We start from the raw sequence: 17,553 nt of genomic DNA, 5'->3' as shown, positions 1-17,553 counted from the left end.
CGTCATTGCCCCGCAGAGGCCGTCGCCCGGAATATATCCTCCACCCCAACCCCTCCTCTGAAGAGGAGGGGCTTGATATGAGGCGACTATGGATCTCCTCTCTCCCTCCGCCAGACTTTACCTGCGTCCCACGCAGTTCGCCGACACGCCGATCGGGCGCGACGGCGAAGTGGCGCGGCTGGCGGGTGGGTTGCAGTGGTTTGCCGCCTATGAGCTGATCGCGGTCGAGGGCGGCAAGCGGTTCCTTCAGCGTACCATCCCGGTCGGCGAACTCCCCGATGACGCACGATTGCAGGCGATCGCGGCGCGGATCAGTGCGCCGCGCGCGGCACTGACGCTGGGCGAGCGGGTGCTGCGGATGGACCAGCCGCTGGTGATGGGCATCCTCAACATGACGCCCGACAGCTTCTCCGACGGCGGGGCGCATCTCGGCAATGCCGAAGGCGCGGCAGGGGCGGGCGTCGATATGGGCGTGGCTGGCGCGGCGATCGTCGATGTCGGCGGCGAATCGACGCGGCCGGGCGCCGAGACCGTGTGGGAAGGCGACGAGATCAAGCGCGTGGTGCCGGTGATCGAGCGGCTGGCGCGCAGCGGTGCTGCAGTTTCAATCGACACGCGCAAGGCCGGAGTGATGGAAGCCGCGCTGGCGGCAGGCGCGCATATCGTCAACGATGTCGCGGCTTTGCTGTGGGACGACCGCGCGCTCGAGGTGGTGGTTAAGGCCGGATGCCCGGTGGTGCTGATGCATTCGCCCGATCCCAAGAAGGGCGCGCATGGCGGCGTGATGGGCGGCGCCTATGGCGACGTGCTGACCGAGACCTATGACTGGCTGGAGGCGCGCGTCGAAGCCGTGGTCGCGGCGGGTGTGGACCGGGCGAAGATCCTGATCGATCCGGGCATTGGCTTCGGAAAGTCGCTGTCGGACAATCTCGCGCTGCTCAATGGGCTCGCGCTGTTCCACGGGCTCGGTTGCCCAATCGTGCTGGGCGCCAGCCGCAAGCGGATCGTCGGGGCGCTGTCGAACGAAGCGAAAGCCGCGGACCGGCTGGGCGGATCGCTGGCGCTGGCATTGAAGGGCGCGGAGCTGGGCGCTCAGATCGTGCGGGTGCACGATGTGTTCGAGACCGCGCAGGCGCTGAGGGTGTGGCGCGGGATGCGCGATCAGGCCTTGGTCGGGCGTTGAGGAAGACCGGGATGCAGCGTCGCGGCTTATTGCAACTGATTGGGGGTCTGTTTGCCGCACGGCTCGGTTTCGGTGCGGCTTCGGCGATGCCGCTGCGGGCGGCCGGCATCCCCTATCCGCGCATCGAAACGACTGGCGCGAATGCGCTGGCGGAATGGGAGCGGCTGCGGCGCGCCGGAAACGGCTGGCCGGTGATCGTCGGCGGCGACGAGGCGCTCGCGCTGATCGGCGAGCAGTTCGAAGCGGAAGGCAATGCCGTCGCCGTGGATGTGATACTGGCCGCGTCGCGCAAGATCCGCGTGCCGGAGGATCTGTTCGCCCGCCTCGACGCCGAGCGGCTCTCCGAGGAGGACAAGGCCGCGCTGGCCGGGGACTGGCCCGAGAGCCCGCCGCCTGAGACCGGGCTTACCGTGGCAAGCGACATCCTGACCGGAAAGCCGCACGACCGCGTCCATATCCTGTTGATCCCGACTTCGGATGGCGCGGAGGTTCCGGCCTATCTGCGCTGGGGCGGATGGAATGAATGCCCCGCACCCGAGATGCATGTCGCGGTGCTGCGCGACTGGCATGCGCGTTATGGCGCCGAGCTGGTCGGGCTGAGCGGGGACATATTGAACCTGCGCGCGAAACGCCGGCCCGAGACGCGCGAAGCGGCGCTGACGCTGGCGACGGAGCAGTTCTTCTACTGCACCGATATCGTCGAGCAGGGTGTGGGGTCGACCTCGGCGCTGGCGGCGACGCTGATGAGCAGCGACTGGTGGTTTTTCTGGTGGGACTGAGCGGCAGGAACCCGAAATAGCGGATGGACGTTCGTCGGAGGAATTCCGAGGAGTTGCCCATGCGTTATTCTGTCCTGACCGCCCTGCTCGCCGCGCCTGCGCTGATTTCCGCCGCGCCGGTCCAGTCGGTCGGCAGTCCGGCGGCGGCGAAGCAGACAGTCGAACGCTATTATGCCGCGATCGACCGGGGCGATTTCCGTGCGGCCTATCTGGCGTGGGGCGATGGCGGCCGGGCGAGCGGGAAGAGTTTCGACCGGTTCCGTCAAGGCTTTGCCGCGACCGCGCGCAGCCGGGTGGTGGCGGGGGCTCCCTATGGCGCCGATGCCGGGATGAGCCAGCGCTGGATCCAGGTGCCGGTGGACGTCTTCGCGACGCTCAAGAACGGCGAGCGCCAGCATTTCCGGGGGAGCTATACGCTGCACCGCGTGGCCGAGGGTGTCGGCGCGCCGGCGAGCAAGACTCGCTGGCACATTGCTTCGACAAAACTGGTCGCGGTGCGTTAAGCCGCGCTCTGGTCGATCCCCAGCTCACCCAGCTTGCGGTAAAGCGTCGAGCGGCCGATGCCGAGGCGGCGGGCGACTTCGGTCATGCGGCCGCGATAATGGCCGATGGCGAGGCGGATCACGTCTGCTTCGATCTCGTCGAGCGCGCGCAGATTGCCGTCTGGGCGAAACAGGGTGACGCCGGCATTGCCCGAGGATTGCGAACCGGCGCTCTGGCCGGCGGGCTTGCCGAGCGCGAGTTGGGCGATCTGCGGGAAGTCGGCGCGAGTCAGGCCGTCGCCGTCGCACAGCACCGCCGCGCGGAACAGTGCATTCTGAAGCTGGCGTACATTGCCGGGCCAGTCATAGGTGCCGAGCAGGGCCAGCGCGTCGTCGGTGATGCCGAGCGGGCGCAGGCCGGGCTGTTCCGCGATGCGGCCGAGCAGGTGGCGGGCGAGGCCTGGAATGTCGCCGGTGCGCTCGCGCAACGGCGGGATCGTCACCTGAACGACGTTGAGGCGGTAATAAAGGTCTTCGCGGAAGCGGCCGGCCTCGACTTCGGCGAGCAACGTCTTGTTGGTCGCCGCGATAACGCGGACATCGACCTCCTTGGGATGGCGCGCGCCGATCGGCTGGATCTCGCCCGACTGGAGCACCCGGAGCAGCTTCACCTGCGCCTCGAGCGGCATTTCGCCGACTTCGTCGAGGAACAGGGTGCCGCCATCGGCTTCGGCGAAGCGGCCGATCTTGCGTTCGAAGGCGCCGGTGAAGGCGCCCTTCTCATGCCCGAACAGTTCGGATTCGACGAGGTTGGCGGGGATCGCGCCGCAATTGACCGCGACGATATCCTTGCGGCTGCGCGGGGAAGCGGCGTGAATCGCCTCGGCGACGACTTCCTTGCCGACGCCCGATTCGCCTTCGATCAGCACGGGCACGCGCGCACGCGCGGCCTTGGCGGCGATGGCGAGGGCGGCGCGGAACTGCGGCGCGGCGCCGACGATTTCGTCGAACGCGAGCGGAGCGGAGAGCTTCTCGGTGAGCGGGCGGAGTTCGCCCGAGGTCTTGCCGCCGACCGCGGCTTCGAGCGCGGCGAGCAGACGCTCGGAAGCGAGCGGCTTGACCAGGAAATCGGTGGCGCCGGCGCGCATCGCGGCGACGGCGGCGGCGACCGAGCCATTGGCGGTGAGCATCAGGATCGGCAGCGAGGGACGGCGCAGGCGCAGTTCGGCGATCAGCGCCGAGGCGTCGGCATCGGGCGACGAATGATCGAGGATCACGGCGTCGAGCGCCATGCCGTCGGGCGTGCCGAGCGTAGCGATGGCGATCTCGCCTTCGGTGGCGAAGATGGTGCGCCAGCCGCGGCGCGCAGCGATCGCCGCGACAAGACGGCGCTGCGCCGGCTCGTCGTCGATCAGCATCAGTAGGCGTTGCCCGTTCCGCGTCATCGCGCCTTTTCCGTCCCCACTGTCTCGTTTCAGCGCATCAGGGATAATCAGAATGGGTAAAGTTCAGCTTAAGCGCGAATTAGCCCGGCGGACTTGAGACAAGCGGCGCGCCCCGTTAGGGAAGTTTCAAACAATCACTAGGGGACGATCACATGGCCGACGACAACAACGCGACGCATGAGATCAAGCAGCACGCGCAGACCTTTGCCGGCTTCGTGTCGATGATGACCTGGGGGACCGTGGCGTGCTTCGCGGTCGGGGCGCTCGTCGTTTTCCTGATCGCCAAGTAAGTGAAGATCGCCGTCCTGAAGGAGGGCGCCGCGGGCGAGCGGCGAGTCTCGGCTACGGCCGAGACGGTCAAGAAGTTCATCGCGCTGGGCGCGGAAGTCGCGGTCGAGAAGGGCGCCGGCGATGCCGCGTCGTTCGATGACGCTGGCTATGCCGCGGCGGGCGCGACGATCGGCACACGCGCGGCGGTCCTGAAGGATGCGGACATCATCCTTGGCGTGCAGGGTCCCGACCCGAAGAGTCTCAAGGGGCTGAAGGCCGGGGCGTGGATCGTCGCGGGGCTCAACCCGTTCGGGGAGCGCGCTCGCGTCGATGAGTATGCGGCGCTGGGCGCCGAAGCGCTGGCGATGGAATTCATGCCGCGCATCACGCGCGCGCAGTCGATGGACATCCTGTCCTCTCAGTCGAACCTGGCCGGATACAAGTCTGTGCTCGACGCCGCCGCCGAATATGGCCGCGCTTTCCCGATGATGATGACCGCGGCGGGTACCGTTTCCGCCGCCAAGGTCTTCGTGATGGGCGTCGGTGTGGCGGGGCTGCAGGCGATCGCCACCGCACGCCGCCTGGGCGCGCAGGTCTCGGCGACCGACGTGCGTTCGGCCACCAAGGAGCAGATCCAGTCGCTCGGCGCCAAGCCGATCTTCGTCGAGAATGTCGCTGGCATCGAAGGCGAAGGTTCGGGCGGATACGCCACCGAGATGAGCGAGGAGTATCAGAAGGCGCAGGCCGAACTGGTGTCTTCGCATATCGCCAAGCAGGACATCGTGATCACCACCGCGCTGATCCCGGGGCGCCCCGCGCCGCGGCTGATCAGCGACGCGCAGATCGCGACGATGCGGCCGGGCTCGGTGATCGTCGATCTGGCGGTCGAAAGCGGCGGCAATGTCGAAGGCGCGGTCGCGGGCGAGATCGTCGAGAAGCATGGTGTGAAGATCGTCGGTCACAAGAATGTCGCCGGGCGGCTGGCGGCAGACGCTTCGGCACTGTTCTCGCGCAACCTGTTCAATTTCCTGAGCGCCTTCTGGGACAAGGAAGCGGGCAAGGTGGTGCTCGACGAAGAGATTGGCGACGCGGTCCGGCTGACGCAGGGCGGCAAGGTCGTGAGCGCAAGGCTGCTCGGGTGAAAATGCGCGCAGCCGCCATCAGGCTCGCGCTCGCTGGCCTGTGCGGGATCGGATCAGCCGGCGGCGTTGCGGCAATGGCTCATGCGAGTGGCCCTGACCGCGAACCCGTTGCGCAGAACCGTGCGGACAGCGACGCGGCATTTCGGGTGGATGCGCGGCTGGTCTATCGGGCGCTTCACCCGGTTTGCCCGCCAACGGGGAAGCCCGAACTGCTGGTTCAGTACGCACCGCTGCTGCGCCAGTTGTCGCGGGTCGAGCGGCGTGCCGCGGGCGCGCCCTATGCCGCGATCCTGAATGCGGAGCGCAAGGCGAACAGCGATCTCGCGGCAGTCGTCGATTGCGCGAGGCCCGATGGCCCCGGGGTCACGCGGGAAAGCATCGCCGCCACGCTGGATCCGGTCGCGCCAGCGCTCAACCGTATGCACCGCATTATCTCGATTTATACGCCACGGAGGCGCTGACTCATGGACTTCATTTCGATCCTGTCGATCTTCGTACTGGCCTGCTTCGTGGGCTATTACGTTGTCTGGTCGGTCACGCCGGCGCTGCACACGCCGCTGATGGCGGTGACCAACGCGATCTCCTCGGTGATCATCGTCGGGGCGCTGATCGCGTCGGCGGCGGGCGGCAGCGCGAGCTCGAAATGGCTCGGCCTCGTCGCGGTGGTCTTCGCCAGCATCAACATTTTCGGCGGCTTCGCCGTGACCGAGCGGATGCTCGCCATGTACAAGAAGAAGGGCTGAGCCGATGCATGAGGTGAACCCCTGGGTCGCGCTCGCCTATCTGGTTTCGGGCGTCTGCTTCATCCTGGCGCTACGCGGGCTTTCGAGCCCGGCGTCGAGCCGCCGCGGCAATCGCTACGGCATGGCGGGCATGCTGATCGCGGTCGTCACCACGCTGGTGACGCACGAGATCGCCAGCCTGCCCGAGATCGTCGGCGCGATCGTGATCGGCGGCGCGATCGGCTTCGTCATCGCACGCAAGATCGCGATGACCGACATGCCGCAGCTGGTGGCGGCGTTCCACTCGCTGGTGGGCATGGCGGCCGTGCTCGTCGCGGCGGCGGCGTTCCTCAACCCGCAAGCCTTCGGCATCACTGGCCCCGACGGGCTGATCCATCAGGTCAGCCGGATCGAAATGGGGCTGGGCGTGGCGATCGGCGCGATCACCTTTTCCGGATCGGTAATCGCCTTCCTCAAGCTCAACGGAAACATGAGCGGCAAGCCGATCATGCTGCCGGCCCGCCATGTCATCAATCTGGGCACGCTGGCCGCGATCCTCGGGCTGATCGGCTATTTCGTGACCGACCAGAGCCCGTGGGTGTTCTGGACCGTCACGGCGCTCAGCTTCCTGATCGGCTTCCTGCTGATCATCCCGATCGGCGGCGCGGACATGCCGGTCGTGGTGTCGATGCTCAACAGCTATTCGGGCTGGGCGGCGGCGGCGATGGGCTTCACGCTGCACAACACCGCGATGATCGTCACCGGCGCGCTGGTCGGCTCGTCGGGCGCGATCCTCAGCTACATCATGTGCCGCGCGATGAACCGCAGCTTCATCAGCGTGATCGCGGGCGGCTTCGGCGGCGATGCGGCAGCCGGCGGCGGCGAAGCCAAGGAGCAGCGCCCGTGGAAGCGTGGCTCGGCCGAGGATGCTGCGTTCCTGATGCAGCAGGCCGAGCAGGTCATCATCGTTCCGGGCTACGGCATGGCCGTGGCGCAGGCGCAGCACGCCCTTCGCGAGATGGGCGACAAGCTGAAGGAACATGGCGTCCGCGTGAAATATGCGATCCATCCCGTCGCCGGGCGTATGCCGGGGCATATGAACGTGCTGCTGGCCGAAGCGAACGTGCCCTATGACGAAGTGTTCGAACTGGAGGACATCAACTCCGAATTCGCGCAGACCGACGTGGCATTCGTGATCGGCGCGAACGACGTGACCAACCCGGCGGCGAAGACCGACAAGGCCTCGCCCATCTATGGGATGCCGGTGCTCGATGTGGAGAAGGCCAAGACCGTGCTCTTCATCAAGCGTTCGATGGGCGGCGTGGGCTATGCGGGCGTCGACAACGACGTATTCTACATGGACAATACCATGATGCTGCTCGCCGACGCGAAGAAGATGGTGGAAGAGATCGTCAAGTCTCTGGACTAAGGACGGCTTTTCCGGCCACTATCCCTCAAGGGCATAAGAGGGGGATGAGATGGCGACGATTGGTTCCATCGTTGGCGGCACGTTTGGATTGATTCGCGAGCGGCCGGCGGCCGTTGCGATCTGGGGACTAACCTATCTGTTGGGTTCGGTCGCGATCCTGGGGATCATGGCGCTCGTCGCTGGCGGCGCGATGATGCCGGGCCAGCCGGTCGATCCGCAATCGATCGGCGGCGGCTTCGTCCTCACGATGCTGTTCGTCTATTTCCTCTACATCCTGCTCTCGATCGTCCTGATCAACGCGGTGTATCGGGCGATCCTGCGGCCGCATGACAGCGCGTTCGCGTCGCTGCGGGTCGGCGGCGACGAGTTCCGGATGCTGGGGCTGACGATCCTGTTCGTCATCGGCATGATCGTGATCTATTTCATCAGCTGGCTGGGAATGATGCTGCTGGGCCTGATCGTCGCGCTGATCGCGCGCGACGTGCCGATGCTCGGCGGAGCGATGATGCTGCTGCTCGGGCTCGGTTTCATGCTCGGCTGGATCTGGTTCTGCGTGCGGGTGTCGCTGATCTTCCCGATGACCTTCCATCGCCGCCGCATGGCGATCGACGAAGGCTGGTCGCTGGGCAAGGGGCGGTTCTGGACGCTGTTCGGTTCCTATTTCCTCGTCTGGGTGATTGTCGCTGTGCTGGCGGTGATCGTGTTCTGGTCGAGCTTCGCAGGCATGGCCGACGTGATGCGCGCAGGGAACGAACCGGGCGCGCGAGAGGCTGCGATGGAGCGGATGGCGGCGCAGCAGGCGTTCGGCACGGCGCGGATGATCTATGCGACCGTCACCTTCTCGATCTTCTCGCTGGTCAGCTTCGTGCTGGGCTATGGCGTGGTGGGCAGCGCGGCGCGCGAGCTTCTCGCGGAGCAGGGCGATGTCACCGAGGACGATGCGTATCGCACCGCCGAAATCTTCGAATAATCCGGAACGGAGCATTCTCACCAACCGCCGCGAGCGGGTCGCCTCATAACCTCCGAAACGGAGGAACTCGAACTCAACCGCTCCGGAGCCTCGCGGCATCCGGGGCAGAAGGCGAACTGAGAGTTGATGGCGACTGTGCAGACGACCGGAGCCGGTGGCTCCCATTATGGCAACGACGAGCCCGTCGCGCTGGTGATTGCCGGTGACGAGGAGGGGCTGCGGCTGTCGCGTGAAGCGCTGGCGCTTTCGGGCATTCGCGCGGGCGGGGAAGTGCGGTTCGAGGCAGCCGCGACCGGGCTGGCCGATCATGGCGCGATCGACCTGATCCTGATCGATGCGATCGGGGCGCCGGAGGAACTGCTCGACGCGGTGCTGGCGCGTGCCGACGCGGTGGCGCGCGAACGCGGCCGCGCGGTGGTGGCGGCGATCCGGGCCGAGCAGATCGACGTGGCTGCGGTGCATCTGATGGGTGGCCATGCGCAACTGCTCTGCGCGCCCGACCTGGCCGAACGCGTCGGCGCGCTGAGCGTGGCGCGGGTGCGCGGCGGCGCGCAGCTTCACGAAGGGCATCGCGAAGCCGAAGCAGCGCGGCTCCGGCGTCTGAACGACGAAGTCGCGCGGATCGCGGATACGCTGGCGCGGCTGACGCGCGAGGAGCAGGAAGTATCGCGCCGCAGCGGGGTGCGTGACAAGGGCAACGAGTATCGCGGCCCCGACGGCGGAGAGCCGGCCGATGCGAGCGCGCAGGAAATTCGCGCGACGATCCGGTCGCGGCGGCTGCGTGCGCAATATTTCGACAGCGAATTGTTCGCCGATCCCGCCTGGGACATGCTGCTCGATCTCTACGCGGCCGAGCTGGAGAAACGGCAGGTTTCGGTGTCGAGCCTGTGCATCGCGGCGGCCGTGCCGCCGACCACGGCGCTACGCTGGATCGGGACGCTGCACGACGCCGGCCTGTTCGATCGCCATGCCGATCCGAGCGACCGGCGCCGCGCCTATGTCCGCCTGAGCGCCAAGGGGATCGAAGGGATGCGCGGCTATATCGCCGCGGCAAAGCGGCTGGGCCTCGCAATTATCTGAAACGGCGCTTGCCCCGATGCCGGACGTTTGGCATCGGGGAATTTCAGTGTCGCATTGCGGAACGCGAAAACACACGTTTCGCGCAACGCGCCACGGGCGCTTAGCTCAGTTGGTAGAGCATCTCGTTTACACCGAGAGGGTCGGCGGTTCGAGCCCGTCAGCGCCCACCATCATCCCGCAAGGCCGGAGCCCGGCGTTCAGTTCGCGGTGAAGGTCGGTGCCCCGGCCGCGCTGACCTTGATCGTGACATAGGCCGCGTCGCACACGTTGATGTTGGTCCACACCAGCGTCGTATCGTCGGCGAAGGTCGCGCGCAGATCGTATTTGCAGCCCGCGCCCTTGTCGAAATGGATCGTGGTGCGGCCGCCGGCCTTGGTCTCGGACTCGCGCTGAATCTCGGGATCGACCTTGTTGTCCGCCCATGAGCCGCCGCCGGCCGGCGAAATCTCGAACTTCTTGATGGCCTTGCCCGTCGAGTTGGTGAGGATGAAATCCCAGTCCTCGGCAAGCGCGGGAGCAGCCGCGAGAAACGCAGCGGCTGCAAAAGCGGCGATCTGGTAGCGCATCAGTTACCCCTCCTGATTTGTCGCAATCGAATGCGCCTGTTTGCGCGTTCGGGCAAGCGTCTAAAGTGGGCGGACAAGCCGTATGGCGCAGGCGATCCACGCCGGATCGTTGACCACCTGCTGGCGGGTGCCGGCGCCAAGCGGGAGCAGATGGAGCTTGCCGCCATTCTCCCCGCCCTCGCGGCCGATCAGACGCCCGAACAGGAAGCGCCCGGCCGGGCGGGGCACGAGGACGTCGCGGTTCATCGCGTTCGCAAAGGCATCCGGGGCCAGCCGTTCGCACCAGATCTCGTCGCCCGCGCGATAGTCGCCGATGCCGCCTGCGACGGTCACCGCCACCAGGCCGGGCGCGGCGCGCGGCGGCGCGACATTGGCTTCGCGGCGCGGGGCCTGCGCCCCGCCCCCGTCGAGCAGCGCGGCGACGGGAATCTCCGGGCGCTCAGGCAGCTTCACCAGATCGGCGGCATCAACGCCAAGCGCGTCGGCGATACGATTGAGCCAGCCGACCGAAACGGTCCGCGTACCGGTCTCGAGCCGGCCGATGGTCTGGGCCGTGGTGGGCGGGTCGCAGCGCCGGGCGACGTCTTCGAGCGTCAGGCCCTTGGCGCGCCGGACTTCACGGATGGCAGTGATCATCGCGGATCATTCCTAACCTTTTTGGTTTTTCATCTGTCCTACAAAATATCCGGTGTGGCAAGCCGTTCGCGACTCGGAAGCGATGGAGAGTGAGATGCGCGAACTGGCGGAACGAGCGATCGAGGGCGAACGGCTGGCATCGGAGCATGGACAGCGCGGCCGGCGGAGCGTGACGGTAAACCTCGCCGAATCGCCGCTCGGCTGGCTGCGGGCGCGGGGCTATGTCGATGCGCGCCAGTTCGAGGCGGGGGAACGGCTTCGAACCGACTATGAGACCGCTTCGCTCGGCCCGCGGGTAACGATGCGGTGGGACGCCAGCCCCAATGGCGGCGGACGGCGCGGCTCGCCGCAGGGACTCGATCCGACACTGGCGCAGATCGCTGCCAAGCGGCGCTTCGACGCGGCGATCGCGGCGGCGGGGCCGGGGCTGGCGGACATATTGTGGCGCGTTGTCTGCGCTTGCGAGGGGCTGCCGCTCGCCGAGAAGGGGCTGGGATGGCCGGCTCGCGCGGGCAAGCTGGTGCTGGGCTTCGCGCTCGACCGGCTGGCGGATCACTATGGGCTGCGCTGATCAGCTCGCCGCTTCGGCGCCCTTGCCGACGAACTTGCCATAGGCCCAGCCGATCGCGATCAGCGCGATGCCCAGTCCGAGGAACGACAGGATGCGCAAGATGCCGTCGAGCGCGGCGGCATCGATCAGGAAGACCTTCAGCGTCACCACGGTAAGCAGCGAGAGCCCGGCGATCCGGAGCGTGCGCTGCGTGGTGGCGATGCCGCGCCACAGCCAGATCAGCGACAGGATCAGGAAGGCCGCGGAATAGGCGCCATTCTCGCCGGTGGTGACCGGGCCGGTCATGATCGCGCCGTGGAAGAACTGGCGCACCGCGGCGGCGAGCGCGACCAGCGTGACTGCGAGCGCGGCGAGATCGGTGCGGCGGATGGATGTCGGTGGCAGGCGATACAGCCACAGGGCGGTCAGCGCCGTGTGGATCACCGCCGCGTTGAGCAAAGGCCAGGACCCGACCCACTGATCGACCAGCGCCGGATCGAGCAGCAGCAGATCGAACCAGACGAAACGGGCGAGCCCCAGTCCGAACAGGATCGTGCCGAGCGTCGCGTGCGAGGTGCGGCGGAGCAGGACCCAGCCCCCGGCGAGGCAGGCCTGGGTGAGGATCGCGCGCTCGACGAAGATCCAGGCGGTAAAGGCCTGTGGCGTGTCGATCGCGAGCAGTTGCTTGGCGAGGAGCCATGCGAGCAGCAGTCCCAGCGTGATTGCTGCCGCTTCGGCGCCCCTGCGCAATCGGCCGAAAAGCGCCTTGTCCGCCACCAGCAGCGCGATCGCGGCGGCGAGCGGGATGGCGAATGCGCGCAACGTGGCCGGGACCGGGGGAAGCGCCGCGTAATACAGGTTCGCTTCGAGCGAGAGCCGGATTGCATGGAGCAGGTCGGCGAGCAGCGGCGCGCCCGCGATCAGCACGGCGGAAAGGGGGAGCGCCGGCGTCTCGAACAAGGCCGGTGCGCGGACGAAGCGGGCCCAGCCCGCCAGTGCCAGCGCCACAAGCGTCAGGGGAATGGCGAGCCAATCGTTCGGGAAGAACTGGGCAAGGCCGATCGCGGCCAGCAGCGCGGCGGCCAACGTCGCGGCGGGGAGGATCGGGCGATCGGCTTCGCCGCGTAGCCGCCACGCCAGACTTGCCGTGGCCGCTGCGGCCAGCAGTTCGAGCGCGCCCCAGCCGAAATCGGTCATCAGGCTTTGCGCAAAGATATGCGCCACGAGCAGCGGTCCGCCGGCCGCGCCGAGCGCGAGCCCGGCCCAGCCCGGATGGCGGCGCGCAAGCGCTTGGCCGGGAAGCGCGAAGATCAGGGCCGCGGCGATCGCTGCGACCGGAGTCACGCGCAGCTCGGGCTGGGCCAGCGCAAGCGCTTCGAGCAGCAGGAGCAAGATGAGCGCGGCGATCGCGCCTGGCAGGTAAACGGCGTCGCGCCATGCGAGGAACAGCGTCGCCGCGCTCAGCGCCAGATAGAAGCTCCACGACAGCGCATCGAAATCGAGCGCGGGCGCCAGCGCGATCAGCTGGATCAGCCCGGCCACCAGCGGAGCCATGCGCAGCCAGGTCGCGCGGATACCGGTGGCGGGCAGCGCGGCGCTCGCTCCGGCGGCGAGGACGACCACGAAGCCGCCGACCAGCGCGAGATCGCCTCCCTGCAGCATCACCAGCAGGAAATTGATCCAGGCAAAGCCCGCGCCGGTCGCCGCCAATGCCAGCCAGCCCCAGCCGCGATGGACCGCGAGGCCGAACAGCGCGGCGGTGAACAGGCCGATATAGATCAGCAGCGGACCGATCCCGGCTGCGTCCCATCCGGCGACCAGCGGCGCGATGAAGCCGCCGGCCAGCGCCATCGCCGCGGTCGGCGGGCCGTGCCGCAGCGACAGTGCGAGGGCGAGGCCGGTGATGCCGAGCATCAGCACGAACGCGGTGAGCGGCGACACCAGATGGTAGATCGAAGCCGCCATATAGAGCGTGGCGTAAAGGCTGGCGGTGCCCGCGCCGGCCAGCGCCTGCGCCACCCGGGGATCGTCGCGCGTGGCGGGCAGGCGACGCGTGATTTCGCTGCCGATGACCAGCGCGACGGCGAAGATCGCGGCGAGGACGGTCCGCGCCCCCGGGCCGAGCAGGCCATGCTCGATCGAATAGCGGACGAGGAAGAAACCGGCGAGGACCAGCGCGACGCCGCCGATCCAGATCGGCAGCTTGCCGCCGATGATCGATTCGAGCGTGAGCGGCGGACGCGGCGCGGGCGGCGGCGGTGCGGGAGCCACGGGCCCAGGCTCGGGATCGGAAGCCGTGGCGGGCTCCGGCTCGATGACGACCAGGGTTTCCACTATGGCCACCGCTGGCGTCACGACGAGCGGCGAGGGTGCCTCGGCTATCGGCGCGGAGGCCGGCCTTGCCTCCAGCGTCGCCAGCCGGACCTCGAGATGATGAATGTCCGCTTCGGCATCGCGCAGCCGCTTGCGAAGGCCGCTGAGCATCACGCCGAATATGACGGTCAGGATGAGGACCAGCAGAAACACGCGTGCAGCCTTGCACAGCGGGAAGCGCTTGTCGCGCTAAACACAGTTGCTCAATGAAACTGATATGCTAGGATCGCATCGCATAACCTGAGAGGATGCGGCCATGATCGTCTTCGGATCGACTTTATCTCCCTATGTTCGCAAAGTGATGGTGTTCGGCGCCGAAAAGGGGCTGACGATGGACCTGCAGCCGGCCGGACTCGGACGCGGCGGGCCGGAATTCGCGGTGGCGAGCCCTTTCGGCAAGATGCCCGGTTTCCAGGACGGTGACTTCTCGATCTCGGATTCCTCGGCGATCGTCACCTATCTCGAAGCGAAATATCCCGAACCCAATCTGATCCCGGCCGAAGCGCAGGCGCGGGCGCGAACGATCTGGTTCGACGAACTGGCGGATACGATCATGATGGCGGCGGGCTCGGCGATCTTCGGCAACCGCTTCGTACGGCCGCGCGTGATGAAGGCGCCCGCGGATCATGCCGCCGCGGATGCCGCCGAGCGCGACCTGCTGCCGCCGATCTTCGACTATCTCGAGGCGCAGATCCCGGCTTCGGGCTTTCTGGTCGAGGGCCGGCTGACGCTCGCCGACATCGCCGTCGCCAGCCCATTCGCCACGCTGGGCTGCATCGATTGCAAGCCCGATCCGTCGCGCTGGCCCAAGACGGTTGCCTATGTCGCGGCGATCCATGCCCGGCCGAGCTTCGCCGGAATCATCGCGCAGGATCAGGCGATGGTAAGCGCGATGGGCGGCCCGGTGATGGAAATGGTCATCGCGGAATAGCAAAAGTCGCGTGGCGCCCCTAAGTGGGCGCCATGCGCTTCGCCTTCGTCAAATGCCACGGATCGGGGAACGACTTCCCGCTGATCGATGCCCGCGATTTCGCTTTGTCCGATGCGGACTGGGCGATGGTGGCGCGCGCGCTGGCGGATCGCGACGGGCCGGTCGGCGGCGACGGGCTGCTGCTGCTGACCAGGGGCGATGAAGATCACGCGTTCGGAATGCGGATGTTCAATTCCGACGGCTCCGAAGCGGAGACTTGCCTGAACGGACTGCGCTGCGTGGCGCGGGCCGGGTTCGAAGCGCTGGGCCTCGATTCCGCGCGGGTGAAGCTCAAGACCAGCAGCGCCGATGTCGCGCGCGAAGCCGAAATCGCGCCGGGCGTCGTGACGGTGCGCACCGTGGCGGCAGCGACGACCCGCCTTGCCGATGTCGGGCTGACCGGGCCGCTCTCCGGCCTGCCGAGCGATCGCAGCTTCACCCCGGTGGCGATCCCCAATCCGCATCTGGTGACCTTTGTCGATCGGATCGACGAAGCCGAGCTCGTCGCGCTGGGCGAATGGTGCGAAGCGGGACCCGCACTGGTCCCGGGGCGAGCGAACGTGTCGTTCGTCGAGCCGCGCGGGCAGGATCTCTATGTGCGCACGTTCGAGCGCGGAGTCGGGCTGACCGACAGCTGCGGATCGGCGATGGCGTCGTCGGTGTTCGCGGCGGGGCTGACTGGGCGTGTGCCGTTCGGTGCGGCGACGACGGTGTTCAACAAGGGCGGACTGGTGCGCGGATCGGCGAGCGCCGAGGGCGTGGTGACCATCTCCGGCAATGCCACCTTCCTCTACGACGCGACCGTCGAGATCGAGGATGGCCGCGCCTTGCCCCCGGTGGTCCATGCGCGCCGCGAAGAAGAAGCCCGCGCATGGGACGAGGCGCTCGCGGCACTCCTGTAAGTTACGGAAACGTCACGGGTTTATTTTACGTCGCGTGGAGCGGCGCGGCATCCCGCACGTTTGGCACACATCCCGAAACGGGCGCGGCGGAGACCTTTCCGGCGCAACACACAGGAGTGGATGATGGCCGACAACAATCAGAACCAGACCCCCGGCGGACAGCAGCAGCAGGACCGCCAGCAGGGCGTGGACCAGCAGCAGAACCAGCAGAACCGCCAGCAGGATGGCGGCCAGCGCGATGAGATGCGCGACGACGACGATCAGGACAATTCGGGCGGCCAGGGCAACCAGGCCGGCGGCGGCGGGAACGACCAGAGCCGCTGACCCCCGCTCACTTGTCACGCGGAGAGGGCCGTCCCGTTCGGGGCGGCCCTTTTTCGTCTCCATCGAATCTGCACAATTTCAGCACGGGCATCGCCGCCGCGTCTCGATCCGCGCCTGACACAAGGCGCGCGATACACAGGGAGACGCGCATGACCATCCGACGCAATACGCGCCCGGCCAGCTTCACTGCCAAGCTGGTCGTGGCACTGGCCCTTGCCGCCTTGGCCGACTGGCTGTTCTACCGGCAATATTCGGGCGCGACGATCGGAGCGTTCGCGCTCGCCTGGGCGGTCGGACTGTTCATCGTGGTTCGCCCCATGCGCCGCCGCTGGGGCGCTTTCGTTGCGATCCTGGCCGCGATCTTCTTCGCCTTTACCCTGATCGACTATCCGGGGCTGCTCGGCTGGAGCCTGTTCTGGACCGCGATTTCCAGCGCCGCGTTGCTTACGCGGCACCGGTTCGACGATGCGCTGCGCTGGGTCCAGCGGCTGCTGATGCATGTCTCGTTCGGCTTGCTCCGCCCGCTGGGCGATCTGCATCGCCGCTTGCGAGTGCGCGGGCCGGACGGGATGCCCAGCATCGGGCGGCTTGTGTCGATCCTCGCGCTGCCGGTGATCGGCGGGGCGGTGTTCGTCGCTCTGTTCGCCGGGGCCAATCCGCTCATCGCCGACCTGTTCGCGCGAGTGCAGATCGATTCGCCGGTCTCCGCGATCCCCCATCTGGTAATGGTCGCACTCGCCTTCCTGGCGATCTGGCCCAGCTTCCGCCCGCATCCCCGCGCTACCGGCATGCCGATCGGGGCCGCATCGCTCGGAGGGTTGGCGCTGCGCATACCGGTGGCGTCGGTGGCACTCTCGCTGATCACCTTCAATGCGATCTTCGCCGCGCAGAATGCGATGGACGCGCTGTTCCTGTGGAGCGGTGCGCCGCTGCCGGGCACGATCACAATGGCCGATTATGCGCATCGCGGCGCCTATTCGCTGATCGCGACCGCGCTGCTGGCCGGCCTGTTCGTGCTGACCGTGCTGCGGCCGGGCAGCGAGAGCGCGAAGCGTCCCGCGATCCGGCTGCTGGTCGTGCTGTGGGTGGCGCAGAACCTGATGCTGGTCGCCTCCAGCATCCTGCGCACGCTCGATTATGTCGACTCCTACTCGCTGACCGGGTTCCGCATCGCGGCGCTGGCGTGGATGGGACTGGTTGGCGTCGGGCTGGTGCTGATTCTGTGGCGGTTGCTGCGGGGCAAGTCGGCGGCCTGGCTGATCAACGGCAATGCGTTGATGGCCGGGCTGGTGCTCGCGGCTTCCTGCGCCATCGATTTCGGCGCGACCGCCGCGCACTGGAACGTGCGCCATGCCCGCGAAGTGGGCGGGCGCGGGGTGGAGATCGACCTCTGCTATCTGCGCGAGCAGGGGCCGGCGGCGCTGGTGCCGCTGATCGAGCTGGAGGGACGGGTCGCCGATCAGCCGCTGCTGCTCGACCGCGTCCGCGCCCTTCGCGAGCAGGTGCTGGCCGACATATTGCTCGCCCAGTCCGACTGGCGCAGCTGGACCTGGCGCAATGCCCGGCGGCTGGAAGTCGCGCTGCCGATGCTGGGTCCGAACCCCGCTGCCGCCAGCCCCGCCCCCTATGGACGCGCCTGTGACGGCACGCCCTACGCGCCGCCGCCCGAAGCCGAAGCGGCGACGGTCGAGGCACCGGTCGCGGCCCCGTTGACCTCGGAGCCGCGATGA

19 protein-coding genes and 1 tRNA gene are annotated in these 17,553 nt (G+C 67.6%); 16 read left to right on the top strand and 4 right to left on the bottom strand.

What is annotated here, in order from left to right; all coding sequences use genetic code 11:
- Positions 1 to 88 precede the first annotated feature (88 nt).
- The 3 genes from folP (at position 89) to HHL13_RS19075 (ending at position 2,465) form a co-directional block, all read left to right on the top strand.
- Positions 89 to 1,183 (top strand): dihydropteroate synthase, encoded by a 1,095-nt coding sequence (folP, locus tag HHL13_RS19085; protein ID WP_169557514.1) that lies wholly within the window; start codon positions 89 to 91, stop codon positions 1,181 to 1,183.
- An 86-nt stretch (positions 1,184 to 1,269) separates the two neighbouring features.
- Complete coding sequence (locus HHL13_RS19080) at positions 1,270 to 1,962, top strand: DUF4253 domain-containing protein (protein WP_206377132.1); 693 nt, start codon at positions 1,270 to 1,272, stop codon at positions 1,960 to 1,962.
- A 59-nt stretch (positions 1,963 to 2,021) separates the two neighbouring features.
- Positions 2,022 to 2,465: a hypothetical protein gene (locus HHL13_RS19075; protein WP_169557512.1), complete on the top strand. Its 444-nt coding sequence runs from the start codon at positions 2,022 to 2,024 to the stop codon at positions 2,463 to 2,465.
- On the opposite strand, the gene HHL13_RS19070 is transcribed toward HHL13_RS19075, so the two are convergent.
- Positions 2,462 to 3,889: a sigma-54 dependent transcriptional regulator gene (locus HHL13_RS19070; RefSeq protein WP_169557511.1), complete on the bottom strand. Its 1,428-nt coding sequence runs from the start codon at positions 3,887 to 3,889 to the stop codon at positions 2,462 to 2,464. The genes HHL13_RS19075 and HHL13_RS19070 overlap by 4 nt on opposite strands.
- 152 nt (positions 3,890 to 4,041) lie before the next feature.
- On the opposite strand from HHL13_RS19070, the gene HHL13_RS19065 reads away from it, so the two are divergent.
- The 8 genes from HHL13_RS19065 to HHL13_RS19030 all read left to right on the top strand — a co-directional run bounded on the left by HHL13_RS19065 (position 4,042) and on the right by HHL13_RS19030 (position 9,672).
- Positions 4,042 to 4,179 carry an aa3-type cytochrome c oxidase subunit IV gene (locus HHL13_RS19065; protein ID WP_169557510.1) on the top strand — a complete coding sequence of 46 codons (138 nt, stop codon included), beginning with the start codon at positions 4,042 to 4,044 and terminating at the stop codon, positions 4,177 to 4,179.
- The gene (locus HHL13_RS19060) at positions 4,180 to 5,301 is read left to right on the top strand and encodes an NAD(P) transhydrogenase subunit alpha (RefSeq protein ID WP_169557509.1); all 1,122 of its coding nucleotides are present in this window, start codon (positions 4,180 to 4,182) and stop codon (positions 5,299 to 5,301) included. It begins immediately after the preceding gene.
- A 2-nt stretch (positions 5,302 to 5,303) separates the two neighbouring features.
- On the top strand, positions 5,304 to 5,762 hold the full coding sequence (locus tag HHL13_RS19055; protein WP_169557508.1) for a hypothetical protein: 459 nt from the start codon (positions 5,304 to 5,306) through the stop codon (positions 5,760 to 5,762).
- A gap of 3 nt (positions 5,763 to 5,765) precedes the next feature.
- Positions 5,766 to 6,044: a proton-translocating transhydrogenase family protein gene (locus tag HHL13_RS19050; protein WP_169557507.1), complete on the top strand. Its 279-nt coding sequence runs from the start codon at positions 5,766 to 5,768 to the stop codon at positions 6,042 to 6,044.
- Between the two features lie 4 nt (positions 6,045 to 6,048).
- Entirely contained in the window at positions 6,049 to 7,452 is a 1,404-nt protein-coding gene (locus HHL13_RS19045) for an NAD(P)(+) transhydrogenase (Re/Si-specific) subunit beta (RefSeq protein WP_169557506.1), read from the top strand.
- 49 nt (positions 7,453 to 7,501) lie between these two features.
- Positions 7,502 to 8,422 carry a hypothetical protein gene (locus HHL13_RS19040; protein WP_169557505.1) on the top strand — a complete coding sequence of 307 codons (921 nt, stop codon included), beginning with the start codon at positions 7,502 to 7,504 and terminating at the stop codon, positions 8,420 to 8,422.
- 126 nt (positions 8,423 to 8,548) lie between these two features.
- A complete protein-coding gene (locus tag HHL13_RS19035; protein ID WP_169557504.1) occupies positions 8,549 to 9,502 on the top strand; it encodes a winged helix DNA-binding protein in 954 nt (317 codons plus the stop codon).
- Positions 9,503 to 9,596: 94 nt separating this feature from the next.
- Positions 9,597 to 9,672 (top strand) — tRNA-Val (locus HHL13_RS19030).
- 27 nt (positions 9,673 to 9,699) lie between these two features.
- On the opposite strand, the gene HHL13_RS19025 is transcribed toward HHL13_RS19030, so the two are convergent.
- Both HHL13_RS19025 and HHL13_RS19020 read right to left on the bottom strand, forming a co-directional pair.
- Positions 9,700 to 10,068: a hypothetical protein gene (locus HHL13_RS19025; RefSeq protein ID WP_169557503.1), complete on the bottom strand. Its 369-nt coding sequence runs from the start codon at positions 10,066 to 10,068 to the stop codon at positions 9,700 to 9,702.
- A gap of 60 nt (positions 10,069 to 10,128) precedes the next feature.
- On the bottom strand, positions 10,129 to 10,704 hold the full coding sequence (locus tag HHL13_RS19020; RefSeq protein WP_169557502.1) for a helix-turn-helix transcriptional regulator: 576 nt from the start codon (positions 10,702 to 10,704) through the stop codon (positions 10,129 to 10,131).
- A 94-nt stretch (positions 10,705 to 10,798) separates the two neighbouring features.
- Between HHL13_RS19020 and HHL13_RS19015 the strand changes: the two genes are divergently transcribed.
- Positions 10,799 to 11,275 carry a DUF6456 domain-containing protein gene (locus HHL13_RS19015; RefSeq protein WP_169557501.1) on the top strand — a complete coding sequence of 159 codons (477 nt, stop codon included), beginning with the start codon at positions 10,799 to 10,801 and terminating at the stop codon, positions 11,273 to 11,275.
- Here HHL13_RS19015 and HHL13_RS19010 read toward each other — a convergent pair whose 3' ends face one another.
- Positions 11,276 to 13,780 (bottom strand): DUF2339 domain-containing protein, encoded by a 2,505-nt coding sequence (locus HHL13_RS19010; protein WP_346775591.1) that lies wholly within the window; start codon positions 13,778 to 13,780, stop codon positions 11,276 to 11,278. It abuts the gene before it with no gap.
- Between the two features lie 103 nt (positions 13,781 to 13,883).
- Between HHL13_RS19010 and HHL13_RS19005 the strand changes: the two genes are divergently transcribed.
- The 4 genes from HHL13_RS19005 (at position 13,884) to HHL13_RS18990 (ending at position 17,553) form a co-directional block, all read left to right on the top strand.
- Positions 13,884 to 14,558: a glutathione S-transferase family protein gene (locus HHL13_RS19005; RefSeq protein WP_169557500.1), complete on the top strand. Its 675-nt coding sequence runs from the start codon at positions 13,884 to 13,886 to the stop codon at positions 14,556 to 14,558.
- A gap of 32 nt (positions 14,559 to 14,590) precedes the next feature.
- Positions 14,591 to 15,499 carry a diaminopimelate epimerase gene (gene dapF / locus HHL13_RS19000; RefSeq protein ID WP_169557499.1) on the top strand — a complete coding sequence of 303 codons (909 nt, stop codon included), beginning with the start codon at positions 14,591 to 14,593 and terminating at the stop codon, positions 15,497 to 15,499.
- 123 nt (positions 15,500 to 15,622) lie between these two features.
- A complete protein-coding gene (locus tag HHL13_RS18995) occupies positions 15,623 to 15,823 on the top strand; it encodes a hypothetical protein (protein ID WP_169557498.1) in 201 nt (66 codons plus the stop codon).
- A 149-nt stretch (positions 15,824 to 15,972) separates the two neighbouring features.
- Positions 15,973 to 17,553 carry a DUF4173 domain-containing protein gene (locus HHL13_RS18990; protein ID WP_169557497.1) on the top strand — a complete coding sequence of 527 codons (1,581 nt, stop codon included), beginning with the start codon at positions 15,973 to 15,975 and terminating at the stop codon, positions 17,551 to 17,553.

This window comes from Sphingomonas sp. G-3-2-10 (assembly GCF_012927115.1).
Taxonomy (GTDB): domain Bacteria; phylum Pseudomonadota; class Alphaproteobacteria; order Sphingomonadales; family Sphingomonadaceae; genus Sphingomonas.
The sequence above is the reverse complement of the archived record's forward strand: the minus strand, read 5'-3'. Positions and strand labels throughout refer to the sequence as shown.

Excerpts from the sequence above, each read along its gene's own strand:
- HHL13_RS19015 (WP_169557501.1), top strand. The coding sequence starts at position 10,799 with ATGCGCGAACTGGCGGAACGAGCGATCGAGGGCGAACGGCTGGCATCG.
- HHL13_RS19080 (WP_206377132.1), top strand. The coding sequence starts at position 1,270 with ATGCCGCTGCGGGCGGCCGGCATCCCCTATCCGCGCATCGAAACGACT.
- HHL13_RS19070 (WP_169557511.1), bottom strand. The coding sequence starts at position 3,889 with ATGACGCGGAACGGGCAACGCCTACTGATGCTGATCGACGACGAGCCG.
- HHL13_RS19050 (WP_169557507.1), top strand. The coding sequence starts at position 5,766 with ATGGACTTCATTTCGATCCTGTCGATCTTCGTACTGGCCTGCTTCGTG.
- HHL13_RS19040 (WP_169557505.1), top strand. The coding sequence starts at position 7,502 with ATGGCGACGATTGGTTCCATCGTTGGCGGCACGTTTGGATTGATTCGC.
- HHL13_RS19005 (WP_169557500.1), top strand. The coding sequence starts at position 13,884 with ATGATCGTCTTCGGATCGACTTTATCTCCCTATGTTCGCAAAGTGATG.
- dapF (WP_169557499.1), top strand. The coding sequence starts at position 14,591 with ATGCGCTTCGCCTTCGTCAAATGCCACGGATCGGGGAACGACTTCCCG.
- HHL13_RS18995 (WP_169557498.1), top strand. The coding sequence starts at position 15,623 with ATGGCCGACAACAATCAGAACCAGACCCCCGGCGGACAGCAGCAGCAG.
- HHL13_RS19020 (WP_169557502.1), bottom strand. The coding sequence starts at position 10,704 with ATGATCACTGCCATCCGTGAAGTCCGGCGCGCCAAGGGCCTGACGCTC.
- HHL13_RS19075 (WP_169557512.1), top strand. The coding sequence starts at position 2,022 with ATGCGTTATTCTGTCCTGACCGCCCTGCTCGCCGCGCCTGCGCTGATT.
- folP (WP_169557514.1), top strand. The coding sequence starts at position 89 with ATGGATCTCCTCTCTCCCTCCGCCAGACTTTACCTGCGTCCCACGCAG.
- HHL13_RS19025 (WP_169557503.1), bottom strand. The coding sequence starts at position 10,068 with ATGCGCTACCAGATCGCCGCTTTTGCAGCCGCTGCGTTTCTCGCGGCT.
- HHL13_RS18990 (WP_169557497.1), top strand. The coding sequence starts at position 15,973 with ATGACCATCCGACGCAATACGCGCCCGGCCAGCTTCACTGCCAAGCTG.
- HHL13_RS19045 (WP_169557506.1), top strand. The coding sequence starts at position 6,049 with ATGCATGAGGTGAACCCCTGGGTCGCGCTCGCCTATCTGGTTTCGGGC.
- HHL13_RS19055 (WP_169557508.1), top strand. The coding sequence starts at position 5,304 with ATGCGCGCAGCCGCCATCAGGCTCGCGCTCGCTGGCCTGTGCGGGATC.
- HHL13_RS19065 (WP_169557510.1), top strand. The coding sequence starts at position 4,042 with ATGGCCGACGACAACAACGCGACGCATGAGATCAAGCAGCACGCGCAG.
- HHL13_RS19035 (WP_169557504.1), top strand. The coding sequence starts at position 8,549 with ATGGCGACTGTGCAGACGACCGGAGCCGGTGGCTCCCATTATGGCAAC.